At 46.7% G+C, this 23414-nt stretch carries 18 protein-coding genes; 11 read left to right on the forward strand and 7 right to left on the reverse strand.

What is annotated here, in order from left to right:
* From A3750_RS24010 to A3750_RS24035, 6 genes are all read left to right on the forward strand, one after another.
* Window positions 1-2330: DUF3418 domain-containing protein (locus tag A3750_RS24010; protein WP_156498908.1), on the forward strand; the 2330-nt coding region annotated here is incomplete at its 5' end.
* A gap of 65 nt (window positions 2331-2395) precedes the next feature.
* The gene (locus tag A3750_RS24015; RefSeq protein WP_068457852.1) at window positions 2396-3523 is read left to right on the forward strand and encodes a beta-ketoacyl-ACP synthase III; all 1128 of its coding nucleotides are present in this window, start codon (window positions 2396-2398) and stop codon (window positions 3521-3523) included.
* Window positions 3524-3617: 94 nt separating this feature from the next.
* Window positions 3618-4307: a VacJ family lipoprotein gene (locus tag A3750_RS24020; RefSeq protein ID WP_068490457.1), complete on the forward strand. Its 690-nt coding sequence runs from the start codon at window positions 3618-3620 to the stop codon at window positions 4305-4307.
* A gap of 139 nt (window positions 4308-4446) precedes the next feature.
* Complete coding sequence (locus A3750_RS24025) at window positions 4447-5916, forward strand: DUF3336 domain-containing protein (protein ID WP_231871951.1); 1470 nt, start codon at window positions 4447-4449, stop codon at window positions 5914-5916.
* A 126-nt stretch (window positions 5917-6042) separates the two neighbouring features.
* The gene (locus tag A3750_RS27230; RefSeq protein ID WP_304439012.1) at window positions 6043-7872 is read left to right on the forward strand and encodes an ExeA family protein; all 1830 of its coding nucleotides are present in this window, start codon (window positions 6043-6045) and stop codon (window positions 7870-7872) included.
* 5 nt (window positions 7873-7877) lie between these two features.
* Window positions 7878-8927 carry a general secretion pathway protein GspB gene (locus tag A3750_RS24035; protein WP_068453718.1) on the forward strand — a complete coding sequence of 350 codons (1050 nt, stop codon included), beginning with the start codon at window positions 7878-7880 and terminating at the stop codon, window positions 8925-8927.
* 60 nt (window positions 8928-8987) lie between these two features.
* Here the strand turns inward: A3750_RS24035 and A3750_RS24040 are convergent, their stop codons facing one another.
* The 3 genes from A3750_RS24040 to A3750_RS24050 all read right to left on the reverse strand — a co-directional run bounded on the left by A3750_RS24040 (window position 8988) and on the right by A3750_RS24050 (window position 12436).
* Window positions 8988-9848 (reverse strand): alpha/beta hydrolase, encoded by an 861-nt coding sequence (locus A3750_RS24040; RefSeq protein ID WP_068453716.1) that lies wholly within the window; start codon window positions 9846-9848, stop codon window positions 8988-8990.
* Window positions 9836-11782 (reverse strand): DUF4105 domain-containing protein, encoded by a 1947-nt coding sequence (locus tag A3750_RS24045; RefSeq protein WP_068453712.1) that lies wholly within the window; start codon window positions 11780-11782, stop codon window positions 9836-9838. Before A3750_RS24045 ends, A3750_RS24040 begins: the two co-directional genes overlap by 13 nt.
* Before the next feature lie 180 nt (window positions 11783-11962).
* Window positions 11963-12436 carry a DUF3015 family protein gene (locus A3750_RS24050; RefSeq protein ID WP_068453710.1) on the reverse strand — a complete coding sequence of 158 codons (474 nt, stop codon included), beginning with the start codon at window positions 12434-12436 and terminating at the stop codon, window positions 11963-11965.
* 158 nt (window positions 12437-12594) lie between these two features.
* Here A3750_RS24050 and A3750_RS24055 point away from each other — a divergent pair, with 158 nt between their 5' ends.
* On the forward strand, window positions 12595-13266 hold the full coding sequence (locus A3750_RS24055) for a carbonic anhydrase (protein WP_068453708.1): 672 nt from the start codon (window positions 12595-12597) through the stop codon (window positions 13264-13266).
* Between the two features lie 69 nt (window positions 13267-13335).
* The gene (locus A3750_RS24060; protein WP_068549010.1) at window positions 13336-15483 is read left to right on the forward strand and encodes a molybdopterin-dependent oxidoreductase; all 2148 of its coding nucleotides are present in this window, start codon (window positions 13336-13338) and stop codon (window positions 15481-15483) included.
* Between the two features lie 22 nt (window positions 15484-15505).
* Here the strand turns inward: A3750_RS24060 and A3750_RS24065 are convergent, their stop codons facing one another.
* Window positions 15506-16903 (reverse strand): cytochrome P450, encoded by a 1398-nt coding sequence (locus tag A3750_RS24065; RefSeq protein ID WP_068456577.1) that lies wholly within the window; start codon window positions 16901-16903, stop codon window positions 15506-15508.
* 300 nt (window positions 16904-17203) lie between these two features.
* Between A3750_RS24065 and recA the strand changes: the two genes are divergently transcribed.
* Window positions 17204-18241, forward strand: coding sequence for a recombinase RecA (gene recA / locus A3750_RS24070; RefSeq protein WP_068456580.1), 1038 nt, complete (start codon window positions 17204-17206; stop codon window positions 18239-18241).
* Window positions 18242-18381: 140 nt separating this feature from the next.
* Here the strand turns inward: recA and A3750_RS24075 are convergent, their stop codons facing one another.
* Together A3750_RS24075 and thiD are read right to left on the reverse strand one after the other, a co-directional pair.
* Window positions 18382-19509 carry a hypothetical protein gene (locus A3750_RS24075; protein ID WP_156492421.1) on the reverse strand — a complete coding sequence of 376 codons (1128 nt, stop codon included), beginning with the start codon at window positions 19507-19509 and terminating at the stop codon, window positions 18382-18384.
* A 59-nt stretch (window positions 19510-19568) separates the two neighbouring features.
* On the reverse strand, window positions 19569-20378 hold the full coding sequence (thiD, locus tag A3750_RS24080; RefSeq protein ID WP_068456585.1) for a bifunctional hydroxymethylpyrimidine kinase/phosphomethylpyrimidine kinase: 810 nt from the start codon (window positions 20376-20378) through the stop codon (window positions 19569-19571).
* Between the two features lie 74 nt (window positions 20379-20452).
* On the opposite strand from thiD, the gene A3750_RS24085 reads away from it, so the two are divergent.
* Both A3750_RS24085 and A3750_RS24090 read left to right on the forward strand, forming a co-directional pair.
* Window positions 20453-21034 carry a hypothetical protein gene (locus A3750_RS24085; protein ID WP_068463914.1) on the forward strand — a complete coding sequence of 194 codons (582 nt, stop codon included), beginning with the start codon at window positions 20453-20455 and terminating at the stop codon, window positions 21032-21034.
* Window positions 21031-21624: a DUF1415 family protein gene (locus A3750_RS24090; protein ID WP_068455152.1), complete on the forward strand. Its 594-nt coding sequence runs from the start codon at window positions 21031-21033 to the stop codon at window positions 21622-21624. Before A3750_RS24085 ends, A3750_RS24090 begins: the two co-directional genes overlap by 4 nt.
* Before the next feature lie 21 nt (window positions 21625-21645).
* Here A3750_RS24090 and A3750_RS24095 read toward each other — a convergent pair whose 3' ends face one another.
* The gene (locus tag A3750_RS24095) at window positions 21646-23403 is read right to left on the reverse strand and encodes a diguanylate cyclase (RefSeq protein ID WP_082863163.1); all 1758 of its coding nucleotides are present in this window, start codon (window positions 23401-23403) and stop codon (window positions 21646-21648) included.
* Window positions 23404-23414 lie beyond the last annotated feature (11 nt).

A 23414-nucleotide genomic window follows, 5' to 3' on the forward strand; every position in this document is an offset into this window, starting at 1 on the left:
TTAAAGATGTAGATTCAGATTTCGCGACATTGTTGAAGCTGTTCAATGTCTACGAAGAGCAGCGTCAAACGCTAGGTAGTAGCGCTTTAAAGCGATTTGCACAGAAGAGCTTCCTTTCTTTTATGCGGATGCGAGAGTGGCGCGAAATGCATAGGCAGCTCCTTTTAGCTACAAAAGCCTGGACAACACAATCTGATGCTAAACGCGTCGTGATCGATTCGAAGTCAGAAAAAAGCGACGCGATGGATGTTGATCAAACTGGCACAGCAAACAAGAGTTATCAGAGCCTGCATATGGCGATGCTCTCTGGCTTTTTATCCAATGTTGCGAGGCATGAAGAAAAGCGTGACTATTTGGCATGCCGGAACAAAAAGATTCAAGTTTATCCGGGGTCGGGCCTAGCTAAATCCAAAGCGAAGTGGATTATGTCTGCCGAGTTGGTAGAGACGCAGCAGATATTTGCTCGGATGAATGCGCGCATAGAGCCAGACTGGATTGAGCCGCTCGCCAAGCATCTGGTTAAAAAAAGTTGGAGTGAACCGCATTACCAACGTAAACGGGGCCAAGTGCTTGCGTTTGAGAAAGTCACTTTATACGGTTTGGAGATTGTCGCGCGTCGATTGGTTAATTATGGCTCGATCGACGCACGCGTTGCGCGTGAGGTTTTTATTCGCAGCGCATTGGTTGAGGGCGAGTATCGGGGGCGCGTTAAAGCGATACGCACGAATCTACAAACGTTAGCTGAGCTGGAAAAAATTGAAGATAGAACGCGACGTAAAGATGTCGTTATAGATGAGGAGGCGCTTTATGGTTTGTATGACCGGCTGCTTCCCAACCACATCGTGAGTGATGCTGCTCTTGAAAAGTGGTTCCGTTCAGCGAGCGAAGAGCAAAAAAAACAGATTGAGTTCAAAGAGGAGGATCTCAAGCTAGACAATGCAGCGGAGTTTGATGCCAATCTTTTCCCTGATCAGCTGGACAATAATGGGATCAAGTTTCCCTTAAGTTATGCGTTCAATCCTGGCACCGATGAGGATGGCGTGAGTGTTTCCGTTCCTGCTCGTGCTGTTCGACAGGTAACGGCATCGCGAATTGAAAAGCTTGTCCCGGGCTTGCTAAGGGAAAAGTGCATTCAATTAATAAAGAATCTTCCTAGAAGTCTGAGAAAACATTTTGTTCCTGTTCCCGATACTGTCGACAAAATATTCGATAAGGTTGAAGCGAGCAGCGAACCGCTTTTGGAAACGCTCGCTGCGCAGCTGCGTTTTATGACGAACGTCAGTATTCCGATAGAGGCATGGAATGTGGCGTTGTTGGATCCACATTTGCGCCTCAACATTAAGCTTTTGGATGATGACGGAAAAGTTCTCAGACAAAGTCGGGAGCTGGCTGATCTTGTCGATGTCGCAGATGATTATCTGAGTGCTAACCCTCTCTCAAAAGCAAGCGGTAAAGAATCAGCTGTCGCAGATGAGCACGTTGAAACATGGAGCTTTAATCTCGATAAAGAGCTAGAGCTTGAGCAAACAGGCATCACGCTAAAGGTCTATCCGTGCTTGATTGATCAGCGTACTAAAGTGTTGAAAACAACCCGAAACGATGCGCTAGAAGCACAGCGTTTGACGCGACTCGGTTTCGCCCGGTTGTTGTACTTTAAGCTGCGAGACCAGATAGCATTGTTTGAGAAAGAAATTCTTGATTATAAAAAAATGGGGTTGTTCTACGCGCCAGTAGGAAAGGCTGAGCGTCTGTACGACGACTTTGCGATGGCGTGCATTGTGAATCATTTCGCTAGTGACGGCCTGCCCTCGACGGCGGAGCAGTTTGAGGAATGTTGGCAATCGAAGCGCGGTGACTTCGTTTCGTTTAGCCGCGACTTCGCGAAGTTGTCTGTCCGCATTCTTGCTGAGTATCACGAGCTAATGAAATGCCTTAAAGGCAAAATCAACTTTACCGTCGCGATGTCGGTGAGCGATATAAAATACCAGGTCGAGAATCTTATTTTCGATGGTTTTCTTTCTAGAACGCCCTATGACAATCTAAGTCATTTTCCAAGGTATTTAAAAGCATGCTCTGTGCGGTTCGATAAGATGGGGCGCGAGCAGGCTTTGGAGCGCAAGGCGCTGCCTCTGTTGAAAAACTGGTGGGATCAATATACGTCCCGTCTCGAACAGCATCAAGCACAGGGTATTTACGATATTGAACTTGAAAGATTCCGTTGGCTAATCGAAGAGCAGCGCGTATCATGGTTCGCCCAACAGCTTGGTACATCAGAGACCGTCTCGGAAAAGCGCCTCAACAAACAGTGGCAGCTGGTGCGTCGAGTATAGTTGTTAAGTATCAGAATTATGTTTAACTTTGTGTTTATGAGCACGGGTTTAAAAAGGGGAAGTTTGTGTACAAGGCCGCGATTACGGGTACCGGTTTATTTACTCCATCTCAATCTATTAGCAATGATGAACTCGTCGATAGTTTTAATCGATATGTCGCTGCTTTTAATGCTGAAAATGAAGAGGCAATAGCCTCCGGTGACGTTGAGGCATTGCATGAATCTTCCTCCGCTTTTATAGAGAAGGCGAGTGGCATCAAAAGCCGCTATGTTATCGATAAATCCGGAATCCTTGATCCCGAAATTATGGCACCAAGAATTCCTGAACGCCCCAATTCCGAACCCAGCGTACTTTGCGAAATGGCCACAGAGGCTGCAAAGCAGGCTCTCGGTCAAGCGAATAAAACAAGCAAAGATGTAGATGCAGTGCTTGTGGCATGTTCGAACCTGCAACGTGCATACCCAGCTATTTCAATAGAGGTGCAAGATGCGCTCGAAATAGAAGGCTTCGCTTTTGATATGAACGTGGCCTGTTCTTCGGCTACGTTTGCTTTGCAAACGGCGTTGGACCTTGTGAAAGCAGGAACGGCTCGCTCAGTGCTTGTACTTAATCCAGAAGTCTGCTCTGCACACTTAAACTTCCGAGATAGAGATAGCCACTTTATCTTCGGTGACGTTGCAACCGCAATTCTGGTTGAGCGGCAAGATCTAATGGCCGTCGATACGTATTACGAAGTGGTGAGTGCCAAATTAAAAACCCTGTTTTCGAATAATATTCGAAACAACTTTGGTTTTATGAATCGCTGCGCTCCTGAAGCTCAAGGACAAGCGGATAAGCTGTTTGTTCAGGAGGGGCGAAAGGTATTTAAAGAAGTTTCGCCAATGGTTGCGAATATGATCGTTGAGCATCTATCCGAGAATGGTTTTGCACCGGAAGGTATAAAGCGTTTATGGCTTCATCAGGCCAACTTAAATATGAACCAGCTGATTGCTAAAAAAGTACTTGGACGGCCAGCAGAATCTTTGGAAGCGCCTGTAATTCTAGATGAATATGCAAATACGTCCTCTGCAGGGTCAATCATTGCATTTCACAAGCATCGTGATGACCTTAATGTGGGAGATACCGGGGTTATCTGTTCTTTTGGTGCCGGCTATTCAGTGGGCAGCGTAATCGTCAAGAAATGCGCTTCCTGAAGCAAAAAGACCCTAAACGGAACTCGACAGCCTTGTGAACTTAGCTCAACGGATTAAAAGAGAAAAGGGATATATTCTCGCTTTCGCGCTTCTTATGCTAATAACGCTTTCAGCGTCCGCGGTAGAAGACGAAGAGGATGTTGATCCGTATGAAGGGTTCAACCGGGCGATGTTCAGTTTTAACGAGCAGCTCGATATCTATCTCGCTAAGCCTGTCGCGCAGTTTTACGATTTCGTGATGCCATCGTTTTTGAATCAAGGCGTAACGAATTTCTTCAATAACCTTGATGACGTAGAAACATTTGCGAACAGTTTGCTTCAAGGTAAATTTCATAATTCTGTGGTGACTCTCAATCGGGTGATTTGGAACACAACGGTTGGCTTAGCGGGCTTTATAGATGTTGCAACACATTTTGGTCTGCGAAATGACGAAGAAGACTTTGGCCAAACGTTGGCAGTTTGGGGCTATGAGAACAGCGCATACGTTGTCTGGCCGTTCTTTGGTCCATCGACGATACGCGATTCCTTTGGGCGTGCAGCCGATACGTATACCGAGCCTTTGAACTATGTAGAGAGTTTTTCGACCGTAGAGAGGCTCGCAATTCAGGGCCTAAAGTATACGGATCTTCGCGCAGATCTTCTGAGTGTTGAGGGCTTAATAACAGGGAATGATCCCTATATTTTCATCCGTAACGCGTATTTGCAGAATCGCGAGTTTTTAATTCGAGATGGTGCCGTCGTAGATGAGTTTGCGGCTGACGATCTCTATTTGGAAGATTTCTAACTAAGTCCGAAAACTGTGAACAGCCACCTAATAAACCGGTGGTTTTACATTGCTTCACATCAAAGCACATCAAATGCACATTTGTGCTCGTCTGCCTGATCTATATTTATTGAACACTTGAAGAATATAGGAAGGCTGAGTGATCAATAAACAGGCGCATATCAATAAGTTACAACGATATCTTTCTCAAGCAAATAGCTATGAGCAATGGTCCGAGATTGCTCAGACTTTAGATGAGGCGCTAGATCATCAGCAATGGAAACTCGATCCATACTCCGATATCTATAACTTTGAAGTATTGTCAGAGCGTATGCACGCTCTGCGAAACTTACGACTCGAAAACGATCTGTCCGGGCTCAGCCGTGCTTTAAGAGAGGGCTTGCATCACGATCTTGGTAATATGGGCGATCCTCGCTTGTACAACCAGAGCTATTTCGGCACCAAACGTTTGATTGATGATTATGTCGATGAAGTTTGCATCGCCTTACGTTACTTATGTGATCATCCCCAATCGGCGCTGCTTCCAGCGCAAAAGCTCGACTTCTTCAAAGCCATATTGCTCAGCTATGGGCGTCCTGCACTCCTCATGAGCGGAGGAGCATCCTTAGGTGCTTTCCATCTCGGTGCGGTAAAAGCGCTTTGGGAGAGGGATCTCTTGCCACAGGTAATTGCAGGTTCAAGTGCCGGTTCTATTATTGCTGCATTGTTGGGCACTCATACTGATGAAGAGCTGCCTGAGTTTTTCGATCCGAATGCTTTGTCTCTGAAGCCATGGAAATGGGCAGGCTTGCTGAGTGGCCTGAGAGGTAAAGGTTTTATGGAGCAGCGCCAGTTACAAGAAACGATTCGTGACTACATCGGCGATTATACGATGCAGGAGGCTTTTGAGCGCACAGGGCGCAGCGTCAATATTTCTGTCTCTCCTGTAAAACATCATCAAAAAGAGCGATTACTCAGTGGCTATACCTCGCCATACCTGCTGATGTGGAGTGCTGCACTGGCATCTTGTGCGGTTCCAACAATTTTTCCGCCCGTTCAGCTACAACAAAAAGATGAAACTGGGCAACAATCGCCCTATATGCCTCGCTTGCGTTGGGTCGATGGCAGTGTCGTGTCCGATTTACCTATTGAACGATTGAGGCATCTGCATGATGTGAACTTCAGTATTGTCAGCCAGACGAATCCTCATGTTGTTCCATTTCTAAAAGAAGAGCATGAGCAATCCAACAAACTTCATCATTTACCTGCACGAATTTTGAAAGGGGAGCTGCGCTTTCATGGTGAAGCGGTTTTTGATTATCTTCGGAAAAACACAACAAACTCCATCGTTCGACAAACTTCAGGCCAAATGTATTCGTTGCTTTCTCAGAGTTACAAGGGCGATGTGACCCTCTCACCACGCTATAAGCTTAAACATTATGCAGGCGTGCTTTCGAATCCAAGTAGCGAGTTTATTTCAGAGTTGATGCTACAAGGAGAGAGAGCGACATGGCCGCGCCTGGCAATGATCAATACGCATGCGAAAATTAGTAAGACGCTCGAGCAATGCATTAGCGATCTAAAGAAGTCGGTACGAGCGCACAGAGCAACGTTAAGAGTTATTGCTTGACCGAGCGCTTTTCGTTACCCTTTGTTAATTAAATAACAATGTTGGCACTGGGGTTTCATGTATCTAGACTATTTCGGGTTAACGGAACCTCCGTTTTCCATTGCGCCCGACCCTCGATACCTGTTTATGAGCGAACGTCACAGAGAGGCGTTGGCGCACTTGCTCTACGGCGTTCAAGGTCAGGGCGGTTTTATAGTTCTCACAGGTGAGGTGGGAACGGGTAAAACAACGATATGTCGGTGCTTTCTCAATCAAGTGCCAGCGAATACAGACGTTGCGTTCATCGTAAATCCAAAGCTTTCTGCGCATGAGTTGCTCGCGACGATTTGTGACGAATTCCATATTCAGTACGACGCATCTGCATCGGTCAAAGCCTTAAATGATGCGATTAATGATTACCTGCTCTCTGCTCATGCTGATCAGCGCCATCCTGTGCTGATAATCGATGAGGCGCAAAACCTTGAGCCAGACGTGCTCGAGCAGCTGCGCTTGTTAACCAACCTAGAGACTTCTGAGAAAAAATTGTTGCAAATTATTCTCTTGGGTCAGCCTGAACTACGCGAAATGCTCGCACAGAAACAGTTGCGTCAGCTCGCACAGCGCATTACTGCTCGCTACCATCTTCAAGAGCTTAATCGTGTCGAAGTTGGTGCCTATGTCGCCTGCCGACTAGCCGTCGCTGGTCGCAGGCCAAGATTATTCTCAGACAAGGCTGTTAAACAGCTTTATAAACTCAGCGGTGGTATTCCGCGACTTATTAATCTGCTCGCAGACCGAGCCATGCTAGGTGCATATGCAACACATGCAGAAACCGTAGAGCCGAGCCATATCAAACGCGCTCATTACGAAATTCAGGGCGAATCTGGCTCTGCTTGGGATAAATTTATTCACAACTACGGTTATCGTGTTATCGGTGCAAGTCTCGCTGTCGTCTTGTTTGTTGGGTTGGGATTGTGGTCGAAGCCGTTGCTTAACGCATTTAATCCTTTTGATGACGCGGTGACAGCGACGTCAGACGTTCAGACTCAGCAGAACCCAGATGTCGCCTCTCCAATGGAGCTTTCTGAAGATGCAGGCCAGTCTGTCATTGATATCAGCACGAGCCCAGAAACCCAAGAGACGGTGCAGACCATGTTAGCTTGGCCTGCGCCCAGCGAACTTGGCCCAGTGGTTGTTCCTCCGCGAAAGGACGAGCAAGCTGATTCTCCCAATATGGACTATATAAACGATTTTGCGAACGCGCTGTCGACAAATCCCGAGTCTTTAGTTGCTTATGTCGAAGCGCCAAGCCCTGATACGAGATTGTTTAGCGCTGTATCAGAACAGCCCTCCGATGCTTCGCCGGCGGCTCCAGGGGAGGTCTTGTTTTCTGGGCTAGGCGAGCGAGAGCGCGGCGCAAAAGATAAGTTACAGGCTTTTCAATCGGTGTTTGAGGCTTGGAATTTGAACTATAGTGATACGCCGTTTCGATTGGCTTGTGATTTTGCTGAATTGAATGGGCTTGGATGTCTTCACAAACAAGGAAACTGGCGTAGTTTACTTAGAATTGATCGTCCTGCCGTGCTCACCCTGTTTAACGATAATGGACAGAAAATACACTTGGCCTTATTAAAGATTGAAGGTGAAGAGGCCTATGTCGCGCATGGCGGAGAGTTTTTTAAAACAACCCTTGACGAGATTGACCGATTTTGGCTCGGAGAATATTCCGTTGTGTGGAAGTTGCCACCCTATAAGTCTGGGATCATAAATCCCGGCCAGCCGAAAGAGGATGATTGGCTTCAGCAAGGATTAACCCAGATAAACCCAGAGCTTGAAGGCTTGTCATTGCAAGAGAAGGTCGTTGAATTTCAACGTTCAATGGGCCTCGTACCTGATGGGATAGCGGGAAGCATGACGCTGATACAAATGAATAATATTTTGGATGTGCGCACTCCAAAACTGCTCGGGAAGTCTTAACGCCTATGTCGTATATTCTCGATGCACTTGAACGTTCGGAGCATGAACGAAAGCAAGGCGAGTTACCTTCTTTTCGAAAAGACCAAAATCTTTTGTACATGAGAAAGGAACGAAAGTCCCCTTGGCTTGTATTGCTAGTGTTAGTGCTGCTATTGAATGCACTAGTATTTCTCTATATCCACTTTTCGAATTCAGCGGATAATGTCACTGTTCAGGCCGACGACTCTATAGAGAGGGGCATGGGATCTGGCGCGCGAAACAATCTTCTTTCGGTGACAGTTCCAGATACAAAATCGACGGTGAAATTGGCTTTGTCTAACGAGGATACACTTCCTTTGTCCGTTGATTCCTCGACGACCCAGCTGCGCGAAAGCCGTTCTTCTGCGCTAGTGGAACCCAAGCTTGTTGCTGAGTCAGCGATTATCCCGCAAACGAAAGACGATGCAGTCATTGAGGGCTCGAATACCGAAGTCGTTCAGACGGCACGCAGTGAACAAGGGCTTGATTTAGAATCTGCTGCAGCTACGGGGGAAGCTTTACTGCCTATTGTAGAGTCCTCAACGGTTTCTGCTGGAGAGCCTTCAGCGGTGTCTGTTGAAAAGCCCTCAACGGTACCTTTTGAAGAGCAATTTGAGCTGATCGAGCCAAAGTCTAAAAGACTTTCTCAGAGCCAGTCCGCGTCCGCTGCAATCGTCAGCGACGCGCGCGTAGTCGTATCCGATGTGCCGCTTGATGCGGCTCCTGTTCAGTCTTCAGAGTTAGCAAATGTAGAAGATCAAGGTGTGGAAAGCGAGAGCATTGATCCTTACGAAGATGTTCTCTATCTTGAAGAACTCGATCAGAGAACTCGACCAAAAGTCTCAAAGCTTACCTTCAATAGTCATATCTACAGTTCCGCGCCCTCGGCACGCAGGGTTATGATTAACAATATCTACCTTCGTGAAGGGCAAGCGTTCCAGGGCATGACGCTGCTGTCGATTGGCGAACAGCATGTTGTGTTTGAGAAGGATGGTCAGCAGTTTAAAATTGCAGCGATGCGTGATTGGATGGGGTAATCTAAAATTCAGCTTAAGCTAGAGAACCCGTGGCGCGCTGTAAGCTCATGAACGCTTTGCTCATTTTGGCTCTACGTTTTGAATGAACTCAATAAAGCGTTTGCGCGCTTGCTCGTAAGCAAGACCTTGAGTATGGCCTCCCAGCGTTTGATAAGTTTCGATATGAACACCAGCTTTATCTGCTGCTGTTAGTAATTGTTCTAAATGTGCATAACGTACGATCGGGTCCTGTTTGCTATGCATCAGTAGGATAGGTAATCCCGCCAGTTGGCCTATGTGATCTTCGGGGTTGTATTTACTTTCAATGAAGCTTGCGGGTATCTGTACTAGCCATGTCAGCCAGTGGTTTCGCATTGCCTCCCTTGCTACTTGCGGCCAATCAGCCGGCGAAGATTCTGTAATCAATGCGCGAATAGGTGCCAATTCGCTCTTCTCTAGCTCATTAATGTTGGCGGAATAGGTGATTGCTAGCGCGCCTCCCATACTTTGGCCAAATAGAAATAGCGGGGTTTCTTCGTGTTTACTAAGCCAAAGATGAGCCTGAAACACATCATAGAGCGCGGAGCGCAACGTTGATGCGCCCTCGGAGTTTCCGTAACCTCGATAATCAAGTAGGAAAACCTTGTAGCCCTCAAGGGTTAGCCAAGCAACAGAATTCATGTGCGTGCTGATATTTTCCCCATTACCGTGTAGGTAAAGAACTGTGCCCTTTGGTGCTACGTGTTCCTTTGGCAACAAAAGCCAATTCTCGAGCTGAAAACCTTCGGAGTCGAGGTGTATTGTTTTGTAATCGACACCAAGGCCTTCGGGAGTTTGATAATGCCCTTCGTGAGGGAAAAATAGAAAGCCTGATAAGCTACTGCACGCAGAGAGGCTAGCCAAGAGAGCAAAAGCCAGCGTGAAGCGAATTAAAAATACCATGCGAAGCCTAACTCGCCACTTGTGTCGTAGAGGCGTGCGCCATCATCCAAATCGGTCTCGGTATAGCTGGCTCCGATGCGAAGGCTCGTGGAGTTTGTTATTCCGTGACCGATTCCCAAAAAGGCTTTCTGTTGGTCTAGGTCTGCGCCCGCAAGTTTATAGTGGCGTTCCCAGTATGTCTGGATAGAAATGTCTGGATGTTGTAAGGAAAGTTGCACCTTAGGGCCCGATTCGAGGACAAATCCCTTATCAAGGTCGTTGTCCACAAAAGCACGGGTGCTCAATAAACCTGAGCCTATAAGTGATATGCCTCCCGCGGAAGCCAGACCATAACTTACACCGGGTCCGGCTTTGAGATAGGGCATAAGTTCATCTATTTGATGTTCGTTTCGAGTGAGCCCTGTCGACACAAACCAAGAAATTGGTTTGATGAAGCCATCGCGCGGAGAGAAAGAGGCAATATCGATCGCGCGAAACTCCTCTATTTGTAATGATGCTTTTTCGGTATAGGCTTTTGCTTTCAGATGGATGATTTCCAGCTGAGCGCCCGGTATGTAACCGGCTACAGGGTCTAGAAAATCGTGATAAGACATTCTGAGGTCTAAACCGACATAGGTGCCTATTTGATCTTCTCCTGCTCTTGCCATCCAGCGATGAGAGCGATGCCCCTCATCGTCACGGATCATTGGAGTCGGGGTGGCGGTAAACGTCTCAATGTCACCCAACTTGCTCCGAGCGGACAATAGCCGAATGCTCCTTTTGTTGTAGTTTGACGCATTTTCTTTGTCTTGCTTTGCCTTATACCTGGCAAGCGAGACAGAGAGCTCCAGCGCCTGAGCTTGTTCTTGCTCAGATAAGGCGCTGTCGTTTAGTAGCTCGCTTACAGGCGTGTCCAGGTACTGCACCAAATCAATTGCTAAAACCTGTGCCTGATTACTGCTGGACGCTAAGCGGTGCTGCAGTGTTGTTTGCATCGAGGGGCGGAAGGACGCTTTTTTGATGAGTTGTTTTTCGTTCAGTACTCTAACGGTATCTGCAGGTATGACGTCAGTCGTAAATTCCTTCGACAGTTCAAAGCGATCGCTTGCAGCATCGAGCAAAGTAAGTAGATGATAAGAGCAGTTTTCAGTGAAAAAGTAATAATTGAAATGGGCATCTTTGACCTCCCATACGTGACGGACAAACTGCGCTAGCTCATCTGCCGTGATATCTAGCTCATACTCCCAAACATCCCGTGACTCCAGATAGTTGTATTCTTTCACTTTTTCATAATATGGAAGAACTGAGAATACGCCTGGATAGCCGCCGGTCAGACCTTTGTAGCTGAATACTAACTCGTTGTCATTCGGGTCTGCGTTTGCCGCATAGTTGATACTGTAAGCCAGTAGTTCACTTTTGCTATTAGAACTGTCCAAGCGCATTAGCGTGTGGCCAAACATGGACGAAGGGCTGTTCAAATAGGCTGCAGGAAAGATCAGCGTTAGTCCATCGGTCGCTAATTCATCGCGCCACTTCTCAAATTCCGGACAAGGAGTCTCTCCGCCGAAATAGTGATCCCCGAGTTTGGATTTTAGCCAATAATAGCGAGCAGGATAGGCGCATCTTTTTTGAACGTGGTCGGGGTCAGTGCTTGTAAATCCAGTGATGCTTGCTTTGAGTTCGGCGTTTGGGTCGCTTGCTCCATCTGGGCTGAGAAAGAAGTCTGGATCATCTATTTGGCTGCCCACATCTCCGACAATACCAACGTCGTGGTAGTGCAAGAGATCGAGCCATTGCCGCTCGTGAGATAGCTGGTCTAGTTTGTTCTGACCGTGTGCTTCCGATGGTGTGGTTTCGGATGACCACGCAGCGGGTGCTGTCAATAGGCCGAGGAGTAGGGTTGAACAAGCGATATTCGAGCAAAGTGCACATAGTGCACGACGTAATGCAGTCATGAAATCCCTGTCGCACTCTGAGATATGTAATTGTTAGAAGCGTAAAGCGTGATGCTTATTATTCGAATGATCTTAAGTTAATTTGTTACGTAATCAAAGGTTCTTAAGGTCAACGAGCCCCTGGGGGCTCGTTTGCTAGCAGGTTCCATAGTGGAGCTGCTTTGATATCTTTCTGGGCAGTTAGCCTAGGTATTTAGCCAAACGGTCGTTATGGCTCATGATATCTACGATAGCGTCATATACCTGAGCAGAAGACGTATCTTCACTTGGGAACATTGTATCGAAATTGCTTTGAAGTGAAAGTCGGAAAGCGCGCTTGTCAGTGTCAGCAACGCCAATCATTTCAGCGAGAGCGTCAATTGTTTCGCCTTCACCAGTCGCCGATTCCATAGCGATCATGTCGATGTTTTCATCGATGAAATAGTCAACACCTGATGCCAATGGGCCTCCAGCTGCTTCACAACCAAGTGTGCCTGAGGTCATACCAAATGTTTGGTTGCCAGAAGTACCATTGGTGGTTGCTGCAAGGACGTGCTCTACCCATGTAGATGGCGATTTGAAAATAACTGCTGTGCCCAAACCACAACCGGCAGGGTGTGCCATTGCGACGATTGGAGCAGAAGCGATAACAGCACCTAAGATAAGTTTCTTCATGTGATCATTCCTTCATCATTAATTATGTATCGATACATGTTCTCCACATGCTTTTTAGCTTGAAAGACAAAAAGCATTACTCCGAAGAACAGTACTAGTTTAGACTATATTTCCTGGCCAAGCTTCTGTTTTTATAAACCGTATGGGTAAGCAATAAGATGTCGAAAATCGTTGAAGGTATCGTTCGTTTCAAGAGTGAAGCGCACCTGAAAAAGCGCGAACTCTTCGAGGCGTTGTCGAAAGGACAGGCGCCAGAAGCGCTGTTTATTACATGTTCCGACTCTAGGATTGATCCAAACCTCTTGGTAAATACAGAGCCTGGCGAGCTCTTTATTATTCGAAATGCCGGGAATATCGTACCACCGCATACGAATCAAACTGGTGGTGTGACGGCCTCTATTGAGTACGCGGTTGCCGCACTAAATATTCAACATATTGTGATATGTGGTCATTCGGGCTGCGGAGCTATGCAGGGTGTGATGAACCCTGATAGTGTTCGAGGCTTACCTCATGTCGCTCAGTGGCTATCTTTTTCGCTTGCCGCAAAGCAAATTGTCGATGAAAAGTATGAAGGTTTGTCCGATGCAGAAAAACTAATGCATTTAGTACAAGAGAATGTGCTCATTCAGAAGCAACACATTATGACGCACCCGCATGTTGCAGCGAAGTTTGCGACAGGAAAGCTCGCTATTCATGCCTGGTGCTACGATATCGGTAGTGGTGATGTCCAAGCCTATGATGAGCTTAAGGGTGCATTTGTGCCGGTAGAGGAGCGCTATCAGGATGAGGTCGCTGCAATGCTTGAGGCACAATCTGGTTGTGGGGCTTAGTCCCGATTATAAGTAGGCACTGTCAAGCCTGACAAAATCAAAACAATAACGAAAAGACAAAGGTTCTTTATGTCCACTGCTCAAGACCTTGAAGGCGCAATAATTACCCATAAACGCGCGTGTCATTTATGCGAAGCGATTTGCGGTTTAACGATCAAAACGAAAGGTGAGGAGATCCTAGAGATAAAAGGTGATCCTGAGGATCCGTTCAGTCGGGGGCATATCTGCCCTAAAGCGATTGCTTTGCAGGATTTGCATGAGGATCCGGATCGTTTGCGAAAACCAATGAAGCGAGTTGGTCAGGACTGGCAAGAGATTTCTTGGCAGGCCGCATTTGAAGAGATAGCAAAGCGCACAGCCGAGATTCAGGCGAAGTTTGGGAATGATTCGGTCGCTGTGTATGCGGGCAATCCCAACGTTCACAACTACGGAAATTTGACGCACGGGCGCCTGCTCAGAAAAGCATTAGCTACGAAAAGTAATTTTTCGGCTACCTCGTTAGATCAATTACCCCATCATTTCGTTGCAATGCATCTATTCGGACACCAGTTTCTTGTTCCTGTCCCGGATATTGATCGAACGGACTATATGCTGATATTCGGTGCTAATCCGGTAGCATCAAATGGCAGCATGATGACTGTGCCTGACGTAAAGAATCGTTTAAAAGCGATTCAAAAACGCGGCGGAAAGTTTGTCGTTGTCGACCCTCGTCGTTCAGAAACGGCCGCGCTTGCTGACGAGCATTTGTTCGTAAAACCTTCTGCTGATGTATATGTGCTTTTGGCATTTCTGAAACATGTGATTTCTAAGGTCGAAAACGAAGAATTCATTGAGTCTGTTCCAGTTGTTGGCTTGAGTGAGTTAACGGCATTGGTAGCGCCATTCAGCTTTGATTTGGCCGAGCGAAAAAGTGGCGTTTCGGCTGCGGACCAACAGCGTGTTATTGAGGAGTTTATGTGCGCGCCGACTGCAGTTCTATATGGCAGGATGGGGGTGTCTGTTCAGCAATATGGGACGATTTGTCAGTGGGCTATTCATTTGATTAATCTACTGACGGGAAATTTGGATCGACCTGGTGGCGCGATGTTTCCCTCGTCTGCAGTAGGTTATGTTCGGCCTGGTGAGCCAAGTCCGGGACATTTCGCCCGCTACCACACTAGAGTGAGCGGCTTGCCGGAGTTTGCCGGTGAATTTCCAAGCACCGCTCTTGCTGAGGAAATCCTTACTCCCGGAGACGGGCAGTTTAGGGCTCTTTACACGTTGGCAGGCAACCCTGTTTTATCGGCACCGAATGGTCGCCAATTGGACACAGCGCTTGAAAGCTTAGATTTAATGGTTGCTTTGGACTTTTACTTGAACGAGACGACGCGTCACGCCGATTATATCCTTCCTCCAACTGGCCCGCTCGAGCATGATCACTATGACGTTGCGTTTTTCCGGCTTGCGATACGTGATGTTGCACGATTTAACAGCGAAGTTTTTCCTCGTCCAGAAGGCGCATTGCATGACTGGGAGATTCTATCTGGATTGGCAAAAGCGCTCTCTGATGCGAAACAGCTCTCCTTTAAACCGTTAGTCGAGCCCAAGATGCTAATGGATATGGGCATGCAGATGGGGCCGTATGGGAAAAGCGCGGGCAGTGAATATGAGTTGTCATTAGAAACACTCAAGAAACACCCAAGTGGTATTGATTTGGGTCCTTTGAAGCCAGGATTAAGTCAGCGTATTTGTACTGCGGACAAAGCAGTGCAGCTAGTGATTCACTCGTTAGTTGATCCGATTAAAGCGCTATCTCTCGACGCTGAAACAGAGCAAAACACATCGTATGATATGAGACTGATCGGTCGACGACATGTTCGCAGCAACAACTCTTGGATGCATAATTCACATCGACTCGTTAAAGGGCCAGTGCGCTACCATGCGCTTGTGCATCCCTCAGATATGGAGCGCCTTGGCATTGAAGACTGCGGCTTAATCGAGGTCGAGACCCGGGTCGGGAAAGAGCGGGTCGCAGTCAAGGCTTCTGATGAAGTTATGCAGGGGGTTGTTAGTATTCCTCACGGCTGGGGTCATAACCGCTCCGGTACTCGCTTGAATATCGCAGAGCAGCACGCCGGTGTGAGTGTGAATGATCTGGTGGACGATAAAGTGTATGACCCTGTGACCGGCAATGCAGCGCTCAATGGAGTCCTTTGCCGAATTTCAGCGGTCGATTAAGCCCCAGCGCTATAGGCTATTGCTAAGTAGAACGTCTGACGACTTTTAGCCACATGCCATCTTTGTTATTCAAGGTGACATGAGGCTGAGGTTCTACCTTTGTTCTCGCGCAAAGCTCAAAGCGAAAGCTTTTCAGCAACAATGCTAAGATGATTTTGTTTTCCATCATTGCAAACGAGTTGCCGATGCATACCCGATTCCCACCACCAAATGGCATGTAAGCGTATCGCGGAAGTTTAGACTCGTTCTCTTCACTAAACCTTTCCGGGTTGAAGTGTTCGGGGTTTGGGAAATACTCTGGGTTGTAGTGATTCGCGTAAGGGCTAACAAAGACCCGTTTTCCTTTCTCAAAGAAATAGCCGCCTACCTCGACGTCTTCGATAGCTTGGCGCGTATTAAGTACCCACGCGGGAGGGTATAACCGCATTCCTTCTTTGATAACTTGCTCTACATAAGAGAGCTGATCTAGGTTTTCAAGACAAAGCTCGCTATCGCTTAATAGTTCCATGACCTCTTCATAGGCTCGTTCTTGAAGTTCAGGATGGCTGGCCATCAAATAGAGCACCCAAGTCATTGTATTCGAAGTTGTTTCGTGGCCAGCAGAGAGTAAGGTGACAAGCTCATCCATCAACTGTTCGCGAGACATCTGTGTGCCATCGTCGTATCGCGACTCTAGCAACATGCTCAAAAGGTCATCGCCGGACTCGAAGGTGCCGTCCGCTTTGGTGCGCGCATCAATCATGCCTTGGATTATGTCATGGAGACGTTTCTTTGCTTTTTTCAGGCGTTTGGAGCCTGGCATGGGAATCCAAGAGGGAAGGACATACATGCTTTGAAAACCTTTGTTCATGATTTCTTGTAGTTCATGCATAGACTTTCCAACTTCGCTAGACACCTCACTCATTGTCTCGACATCGTTGTCAAAAAGTGTTTTCGAAACGATAAACAGCGTTAGCTTGAACATGTCATCATTAATGTCACGCTCAGCATCAGTCAGCCAGTCATCAGAATACTGTCTCGTATATCGAATCATGGTATCTGCATAGGATTGAATGCGTCTGAAGTGAAATCCAGGCTGGGTAAGCTTGCGCTGCTTCTTGTGGGACGCAAAATCGTTATTTGTCACCAATCCATTGCCAAGGACATGAGCCATAACGCCAACGTCATTATCCGCTTTCTTGAACTGTGATGCGTGCTTAACAAGTACTTGGTGCGCCATATCCGCACTTGTTACTAAGGAAATGCGTTGTGATGGCATGCAAAAATCGATGATGGGCTGCTTTAACCGGAGCGCCCGTTGTATGAACGCCAGTGGATCTTTACCAAACTCAAGTAAATTTCCAAAAAGAAATGAACCATCAATTACCATTGGGCGTTTTACTTGGGTGTTTTCTTCAAGCACTGGACTGGTGTTTTGCATTATTTTAAGCGTCTTATTTATTAGAGGTTGATCGAGACGATAAAGATAAGCATACGTTTAGCCTATGCTGAAAACACTAAAAAATTGTTGTTTTAGGCGGTCACTAAATTTCGGCGACAGTTTTTGACGCTTTAGCTTGTATCTTACTTAGCAAGAAGAGGTTTACGCATTTGTAAGTCAACTACTGGATAAAAAACTGGACAGATTAAATATCGCTGCACATAATACTGATTAAGCATACAGTATATTGTGGTTGCAAGGATGCGACATAATTCATCACAAATCGATAGGGGAATCAAAATGGAAGGCAACAAGCAAAAGGCACTTAACGCAGCACTCTCTCAAATTGAAAAACAGTTTGGTAAGGGCGCGGTCATGAAAATGGGTGATCAACCAAGAGAAGCTATTCCCGCAGTTTCGACGGGCTCTCTCGGGTTAGATATCGCGTTAGGCATAGGCGGCCTCCCTTATGGTCGAATCGTCGAGATATATGGCCCTGAGAGTTCGGGTAAGACGACGTTGACACTTCAGGTAATCGCTGAAGCGCAGAAGCAGGGTAAAACGTGTGCCTTTGTCGATGCAGAGCACGCACTTGACCCAATCTATGCAGAGAAACTAGGTGTTAATGTTGATGAGTTATTAGTATCGCAACCTGATACCGGGGAGCAAGCGCTCGAAATTGCAGATATGTTGGTTCGCTCTGGTGCTGTCGATGTGATCATTGTTGACTCCGTAGCGGCGCTAACGCCTCGTGCCGAGATTGAGGGTGATATGGGTGATAGTCACATGGGTCTGCAGGCTCGCTTGATGTCACAAGCCTTGCGAAAGATCACAGGCAATATTAAGAATGCCAATTGCCTATGTATCTTTATTAACCAGATTCGAATGAAGATCGGTGTGATGTTTGGCAATCCAGAAACGACGACGGGTGGTAATGCGCTTAAGTTCTATGCATCTGTTCGATTGGATATCCGCCGCACGGGTTCTGTTAAAGTTGGCGATGAGATTGTTGGCAACGAAACGCGCGTAAAAGTGGTGAAAAACAAAGTATCACCACCGTTTAAGCAAGCCGAATTCCAGATCATGTACGGTAAAGGTATTTATCATATGGGTGAAGTGATAGACCTTGGTGTGAAAGAAGGCTTGGTTGATAAAGCAGGCGCTTGGTACGCATACAATGGTGACAAGATTGGTCAAGGTAAGGCAAACGCGGCTAAGTTTCTTGAGGAGAACCCTGAAATTGCTAATGAGATTGAGCAAAAAATTCGAGATAAATTTATGCCAAAAATTGATTCTAAGTCTGGCGGTAAGTCCGAAGAGCTTGCCTTAGAAGTATAGTAATACGTGCTTAAGATTTTCTTGGTTTGTAGAGAAATCTTAGCGACGTTCTGTTTTCTTCCTTATTTGCTAGTAAAGACTTGCCCGCTCAATTGAGCGGGCTTTTTTTGTGCTGAAATTCAACTCTGTGCTTTCTTGTCTTACTCAATATATTCGATGTCATCAAAGGTTTGCTCTTCTGACTCGACTTCGGCATCTAGATTGTCACTTGAGTTATCTTCTAAGTGTAAGCTGTCTAATACCTCAAGAATTTGTATGTCAGCATCCTCGTCTTGAACAATCTCGTTATTTGGGGCAGTCGAATCTGCATCTGTTTCCTCTGATTCTTTATTGGTTTGACGGGTCTCCATCAGCATAAACAGGCTATTGAGCGCCTCATCCAGCGTTGCAGGTGGCAACGATTCATTGTCTGTGATCTGTGCAATGCTATTTATTTTCTCTTTTACCTTAATCAAATAACGTTCTGTTTGCTTTTCGTTCAGTGATAGTAGGAATTTGCTATCCAAAGCTGTTTTATAGGCTCGTTCGGCTTCAAGGCGAGCGTTTTCTGCTTGCGTCGCGATCCCTTTTCTATCCCGAAAGTTGGAGCGAATGTAAATCTCTGTATCGTCAATTAGTATATCGGCACTATTAAAAAGACTAGGGGAAAACTTATCAGCATCTACTTGCTCTGCCTTTTCCAGTGTCGATCTTGCTTGATCCAGCGCAGATGCGAGCAGGGTATCTATTTCAAGAGCATACATGTCTTTACGAACACTAGGCTCCTGATCAATGGCGGCTTTAATGTCATCGTCTTCAATAAGTAGGACAAGTCCTTTTATTTCGCTACTGACGGACTTCCACTCATCTGGCTGCCACTTTGGCGCGTTGAGCTCGATCAGTAGGTTGCGATGCGTCACCAGTTCTTTGAGATTTCGATCTACTTTTTCTCTGGTCGCTTGTGCCTTCTCTAACAGCTTTCTAGACGCAATAAGAGCTCTAACAGGCGAAATTGTGCTTTCGTGTAAGCTATTCAGGGCTGTTTCGGCGTCTTCCAAAGCGTCCAGCGCTGATGCGTAGAAGCTCGGCGAGTAAAATTCTAGGCCTAAATTTTCAGGTCGGCTAAAAAGTGCTGCTGTTCGCTCATAGAGCTGTTCCGGCGAGGAAGTTTCGGCTTCTTCAGGCGGTTCTATGTGGTCATACTTGGGTTTATCGGTGTTGGCGCATCCAGATAATGCAAGTAATAGGGTGCTGATAAGTAGTGTTGGCAAGGCTCGCATAGTAAGCAATTGTTCTTCTTTGGTTCGTTGTTAATGAGGGTCACGCTTAGGCTAAGTTTATCCTGCTTTCACACTTCAAAAAAATGGTTCATTGGCAGATTACGTAAAGGTGGCTTCGAATTGTGTTCAATAAAGCCCTTTGATGAGCGAAGCAATGCGTCGATATAGTCTATGGCAAGTGCACAAGCGTGTTGAAGAGTTTCACCGTGTGCGATGTTGGCGGTGATCGCTGAAGCAAGCGTACAGCCTGTTCCATGCGTATTTTCAGACTCAATGTGGCGATGATGAAAACTCTCGACGTGATGAGGTTGCACGAGATGGTCGATAACCTCGTCACTGCTCACTGCGTGCCCACCTTTTAATAAAATAGCGACGTTGTACTGCATAGCGATGCCTTGCAGATGCCCCAGTGGCTTGGCGTGTTTTTGAACATTAAACAGTGTTTCTGCCTCGATCGTGTTGGGTGTGATCAGAGTAGCCCGCGGAAGAAGGGTGGTTAAGTAACTATTGACCAGCTCTTCTGTTACCCAACTGCTGCCCGAACTGCTCCCTAGTACAGGGTCGACAATCAGTGGTATATGATTGTACTCATCCAGAGCATCAGCCACTGTCTCTATCTGATCGGAAGAAGAGAACATGCCGGTTTTGATCGCTTTGATAGAGTAGTTTTGGAGCAAAGCGTCGAGTTGCGCTTTTATATGGTGGCTAGGAAGTGGCTGAATATCCGTGATGCCTAAATGCGTTTGTGCTGTCGACGCAGTAATGACGCTCATCGCATAACAGTTGTGTGCGGCAAACGTCTTCAGATCAGCTTGTATGCCTGCACCGCCACTGGAGTCTGAGCCTGCTATTGTGATGCATATTGGCGTGTTGCTCACGTAATCCTTTCCAAAACATTCTTGTCGACTTATTCTGTTAGTGAAGCACAACGATTAAGTAAGGAGCAAACATTTTGTTGCTGGGCGCTCGAGTATTTTTGAGCTGTGGGCTGGTGATTTATAGCCTGTCTGCGTATGCATTGAAGCCGGAAGATATTCTCGGTGAATACTGGAAAGATCCCTTATTTGGTGTCGCATCAGCTGAGAGCGTTCATCGGGTTGAGGTGCTTTACAAACTACTGTTTCCTGAACAAATAGAAGTGCTAACGAATCAAAAAACACGCTTTGTCTTTGATAATAGAACAGATGAAGTACACGTATTTCTTTTTTCGGCGGAGCCCGCTGATGCCATGAAAGATGCTGAGTTCAAAGCCTTTGTCGAGGATGAGGTGAGACACGCACGTATGGAGGTAAGTTCCGCAGATGGGCATGTCCATTCAAATACGAATACTGACGCAGCGAAATCGATGGTTGGTACGCTTGCCGACCGGCCTACAATGACCATTCAGCCTCAGGATACGCGCGAAATGATTATCCGCTTTGACACTCCAACGAAGCTGGTTTTACGTTGCGTTATCGAAGGGCATGCTGATCACGGGCATGAGAGTTACATACAAGTCTTGGATGGTGGTTTCTTTGCGGACGGTGAATCATGACTGGTGAGGGAAAATTCTCTGAACAAGAAAAGTCAGCAATTGCGCTAATAGAGTTGTGGTTAAAGCAGGTCGTTATCGCTCAGGATTTCTGCCCCTTCGCTTCTTATCCCGCCAATCATGGACTCGTGAGAACGGTGGCCTGTTTTGAATCCTCACGTCTGGAATGCGCCTTCTTTTTTAAAGAGGAGATCGTACGACTGCTTGATGCTAACCCGACAGATCTAGAAACAACGTTGCTTGTTTTCAATAACACGGATTTTCCGGAGCTTGACGATTTGTTGGGGTTCATCGATGACATGCAGCGGTTTCTCGAAGAAAACGCGCTGGAGGAAACTTTTCAGTTGGTCGGCTTCCATCCTTCTTATCAATTTGAAGGGGAGGCAGTGAACGCGCGCTCAAACTTTACTAATCGCAGTCCGTTTCCGGTTATCCACGTGATACGAGAGAAATCGATGACAAAGGCCATCGAACGCTATGGCGAGAGCCGTGTCGAACAAATTCCCGAGAAGAACATCCGTCGGCTGCAGGAAATGAATGAGGCTGAATTTGAACAGACTATTTTGCGCTACTGTCGCCGGATAGAGAATTAAAATAGGTAGAGTTAGTCTAGCTTAAGGCGTGATAATAGCGCAGTTTCGGCCCGCTGCTTTCGCCTCATAGAGCCGTGCATCGGCGCGTTTCCAAGCTTGATCGATAGAATCATTTTCTTTGACGGGCGCACCGCCAATCGATAGCGTGGTATTAATGACTTCGCCACGATCGTTGATGACATGAAGTTCAGAGAATTCTTTCATTAGTCGATCAACGTAAAGCTTTGCCTGGCTCAGTGATGTATTCACTAGAAGTATAGAGAACTCTTCTCCTCCCATGCGCCCAACGATGCTCCGTCGGTAGACTTCGCCGCTTCGTTCTATTACGAGCTTGGAGGTGAGCTCTTCTCGCTGAGTTCGAGATTTAAGAAGAGCTCCAAATGCTGCTAGGAGGCGGTCTCCTGCGAGGTGGCCGTACTTGTCATTGAAACTTTTAAAGTGATCGATATCTAAGGCAAGCCAAACCAGTTCATGAGGCGTTTTATTGATCTCTTTGTCGACTGCTTTGAGGAATCCTCTTCGATTATTGATGCCCGTGAGTTCGTCTGTCTCACTTAGGCTCTGGTACTTTTTATATTGCTCTGACAGTGATTCGGATGTCTCTTTAAAAAACGAATAGCGGTAACTGAGTATCAACGAGAGCAGCCCGATCTCTATGGCTGTGCCGACCAATAACATGTTGGTTGCGAGCGTTGTAGGTCGAACCAACCCAATCCAAACAAAGGTCCACGCGAGAGAGCCGATAAGAAAACAGGACCACGCAAACAAAAATAGCTTTGCTAATGGATGGCCACGTTTAAGACCATGAAAGCCAGCAAAAAAACCGATCAAGATTGAGAAGATCGATAAGGAGTCATTAATGACGAAAGCGTAAAAGTCATTAACGAACAAGCTGATCAGCAACGCAATGATGATACTTGCCTGAGTAACCTGTGTGACTTTGTCTAGTCGTCCGCGCTCCTCCCGCAAATTGAAAAACTCCCTCGCAAAGGCGAGCGCTGCGTAGATGACGATATAAACGGTGGAACGCGCTACAACGCCTTGGCCGCCCCAATCGGGGAAATATACTCGCAGATAGCCTTGATAAACGATGGTGTAAAAGAACATACTGGCCACGTAGGCCGCATAGATGAGATATAGACGTTCTCCGGCGCTGATTCCGATCGCTAGGTTATAGCAAAACGCGAGCATCATTGCGCCAAGCACCATGCCTATCAGCATGTGTCTAGTGAGAGTTTCCCAAACCCAGGCCGAGGGCTCGTATACATCAATGCTAAAGTTATAAACTTGGCTCGTATTCAGTTTGAGATAGGCGATTTTCGTTTCTGTTGTTGGGTCGATGGAAAAGGTTAGGTAGGTAGTAGGTAAAGAGTTGGGGTTGTTTAGTTGGCGTCCTTCCGCGCTGATCCATTGCCAGCGACCTTGAATATTCTGCACAAGTAATCCATCTACACCTGTGTTTGGGACGACCTCAAGTAATAATCTGTCTTGCTTGATCCGTTTTGGTATTTCGATTTTTACCCAGAGTATAGGGTAATCATCGAGCTCCCAGAACTCGTCATTCGTCAATGAAACCTGGTAATAGTTGCCGGCGAAAGGTTTCCACTTTTGGTCTGGCAGTTCTAGAACATGCTGTAAGGCAAGGTTTTCACGGTCAAAGTAGGATGAATACTCAAATGTATGAGAATTAAAGGTGTTATCTGTCGCCCAAACACTGCATCCCAACATTACGAGCAGTACCAAGCCCGTAATGGTGTTCCTTGAGGCATTCCCTGGCATTTGCTGAAAAC

The organism is Oleiphilus sp. HI0079, from assembly GCF_001635105.1.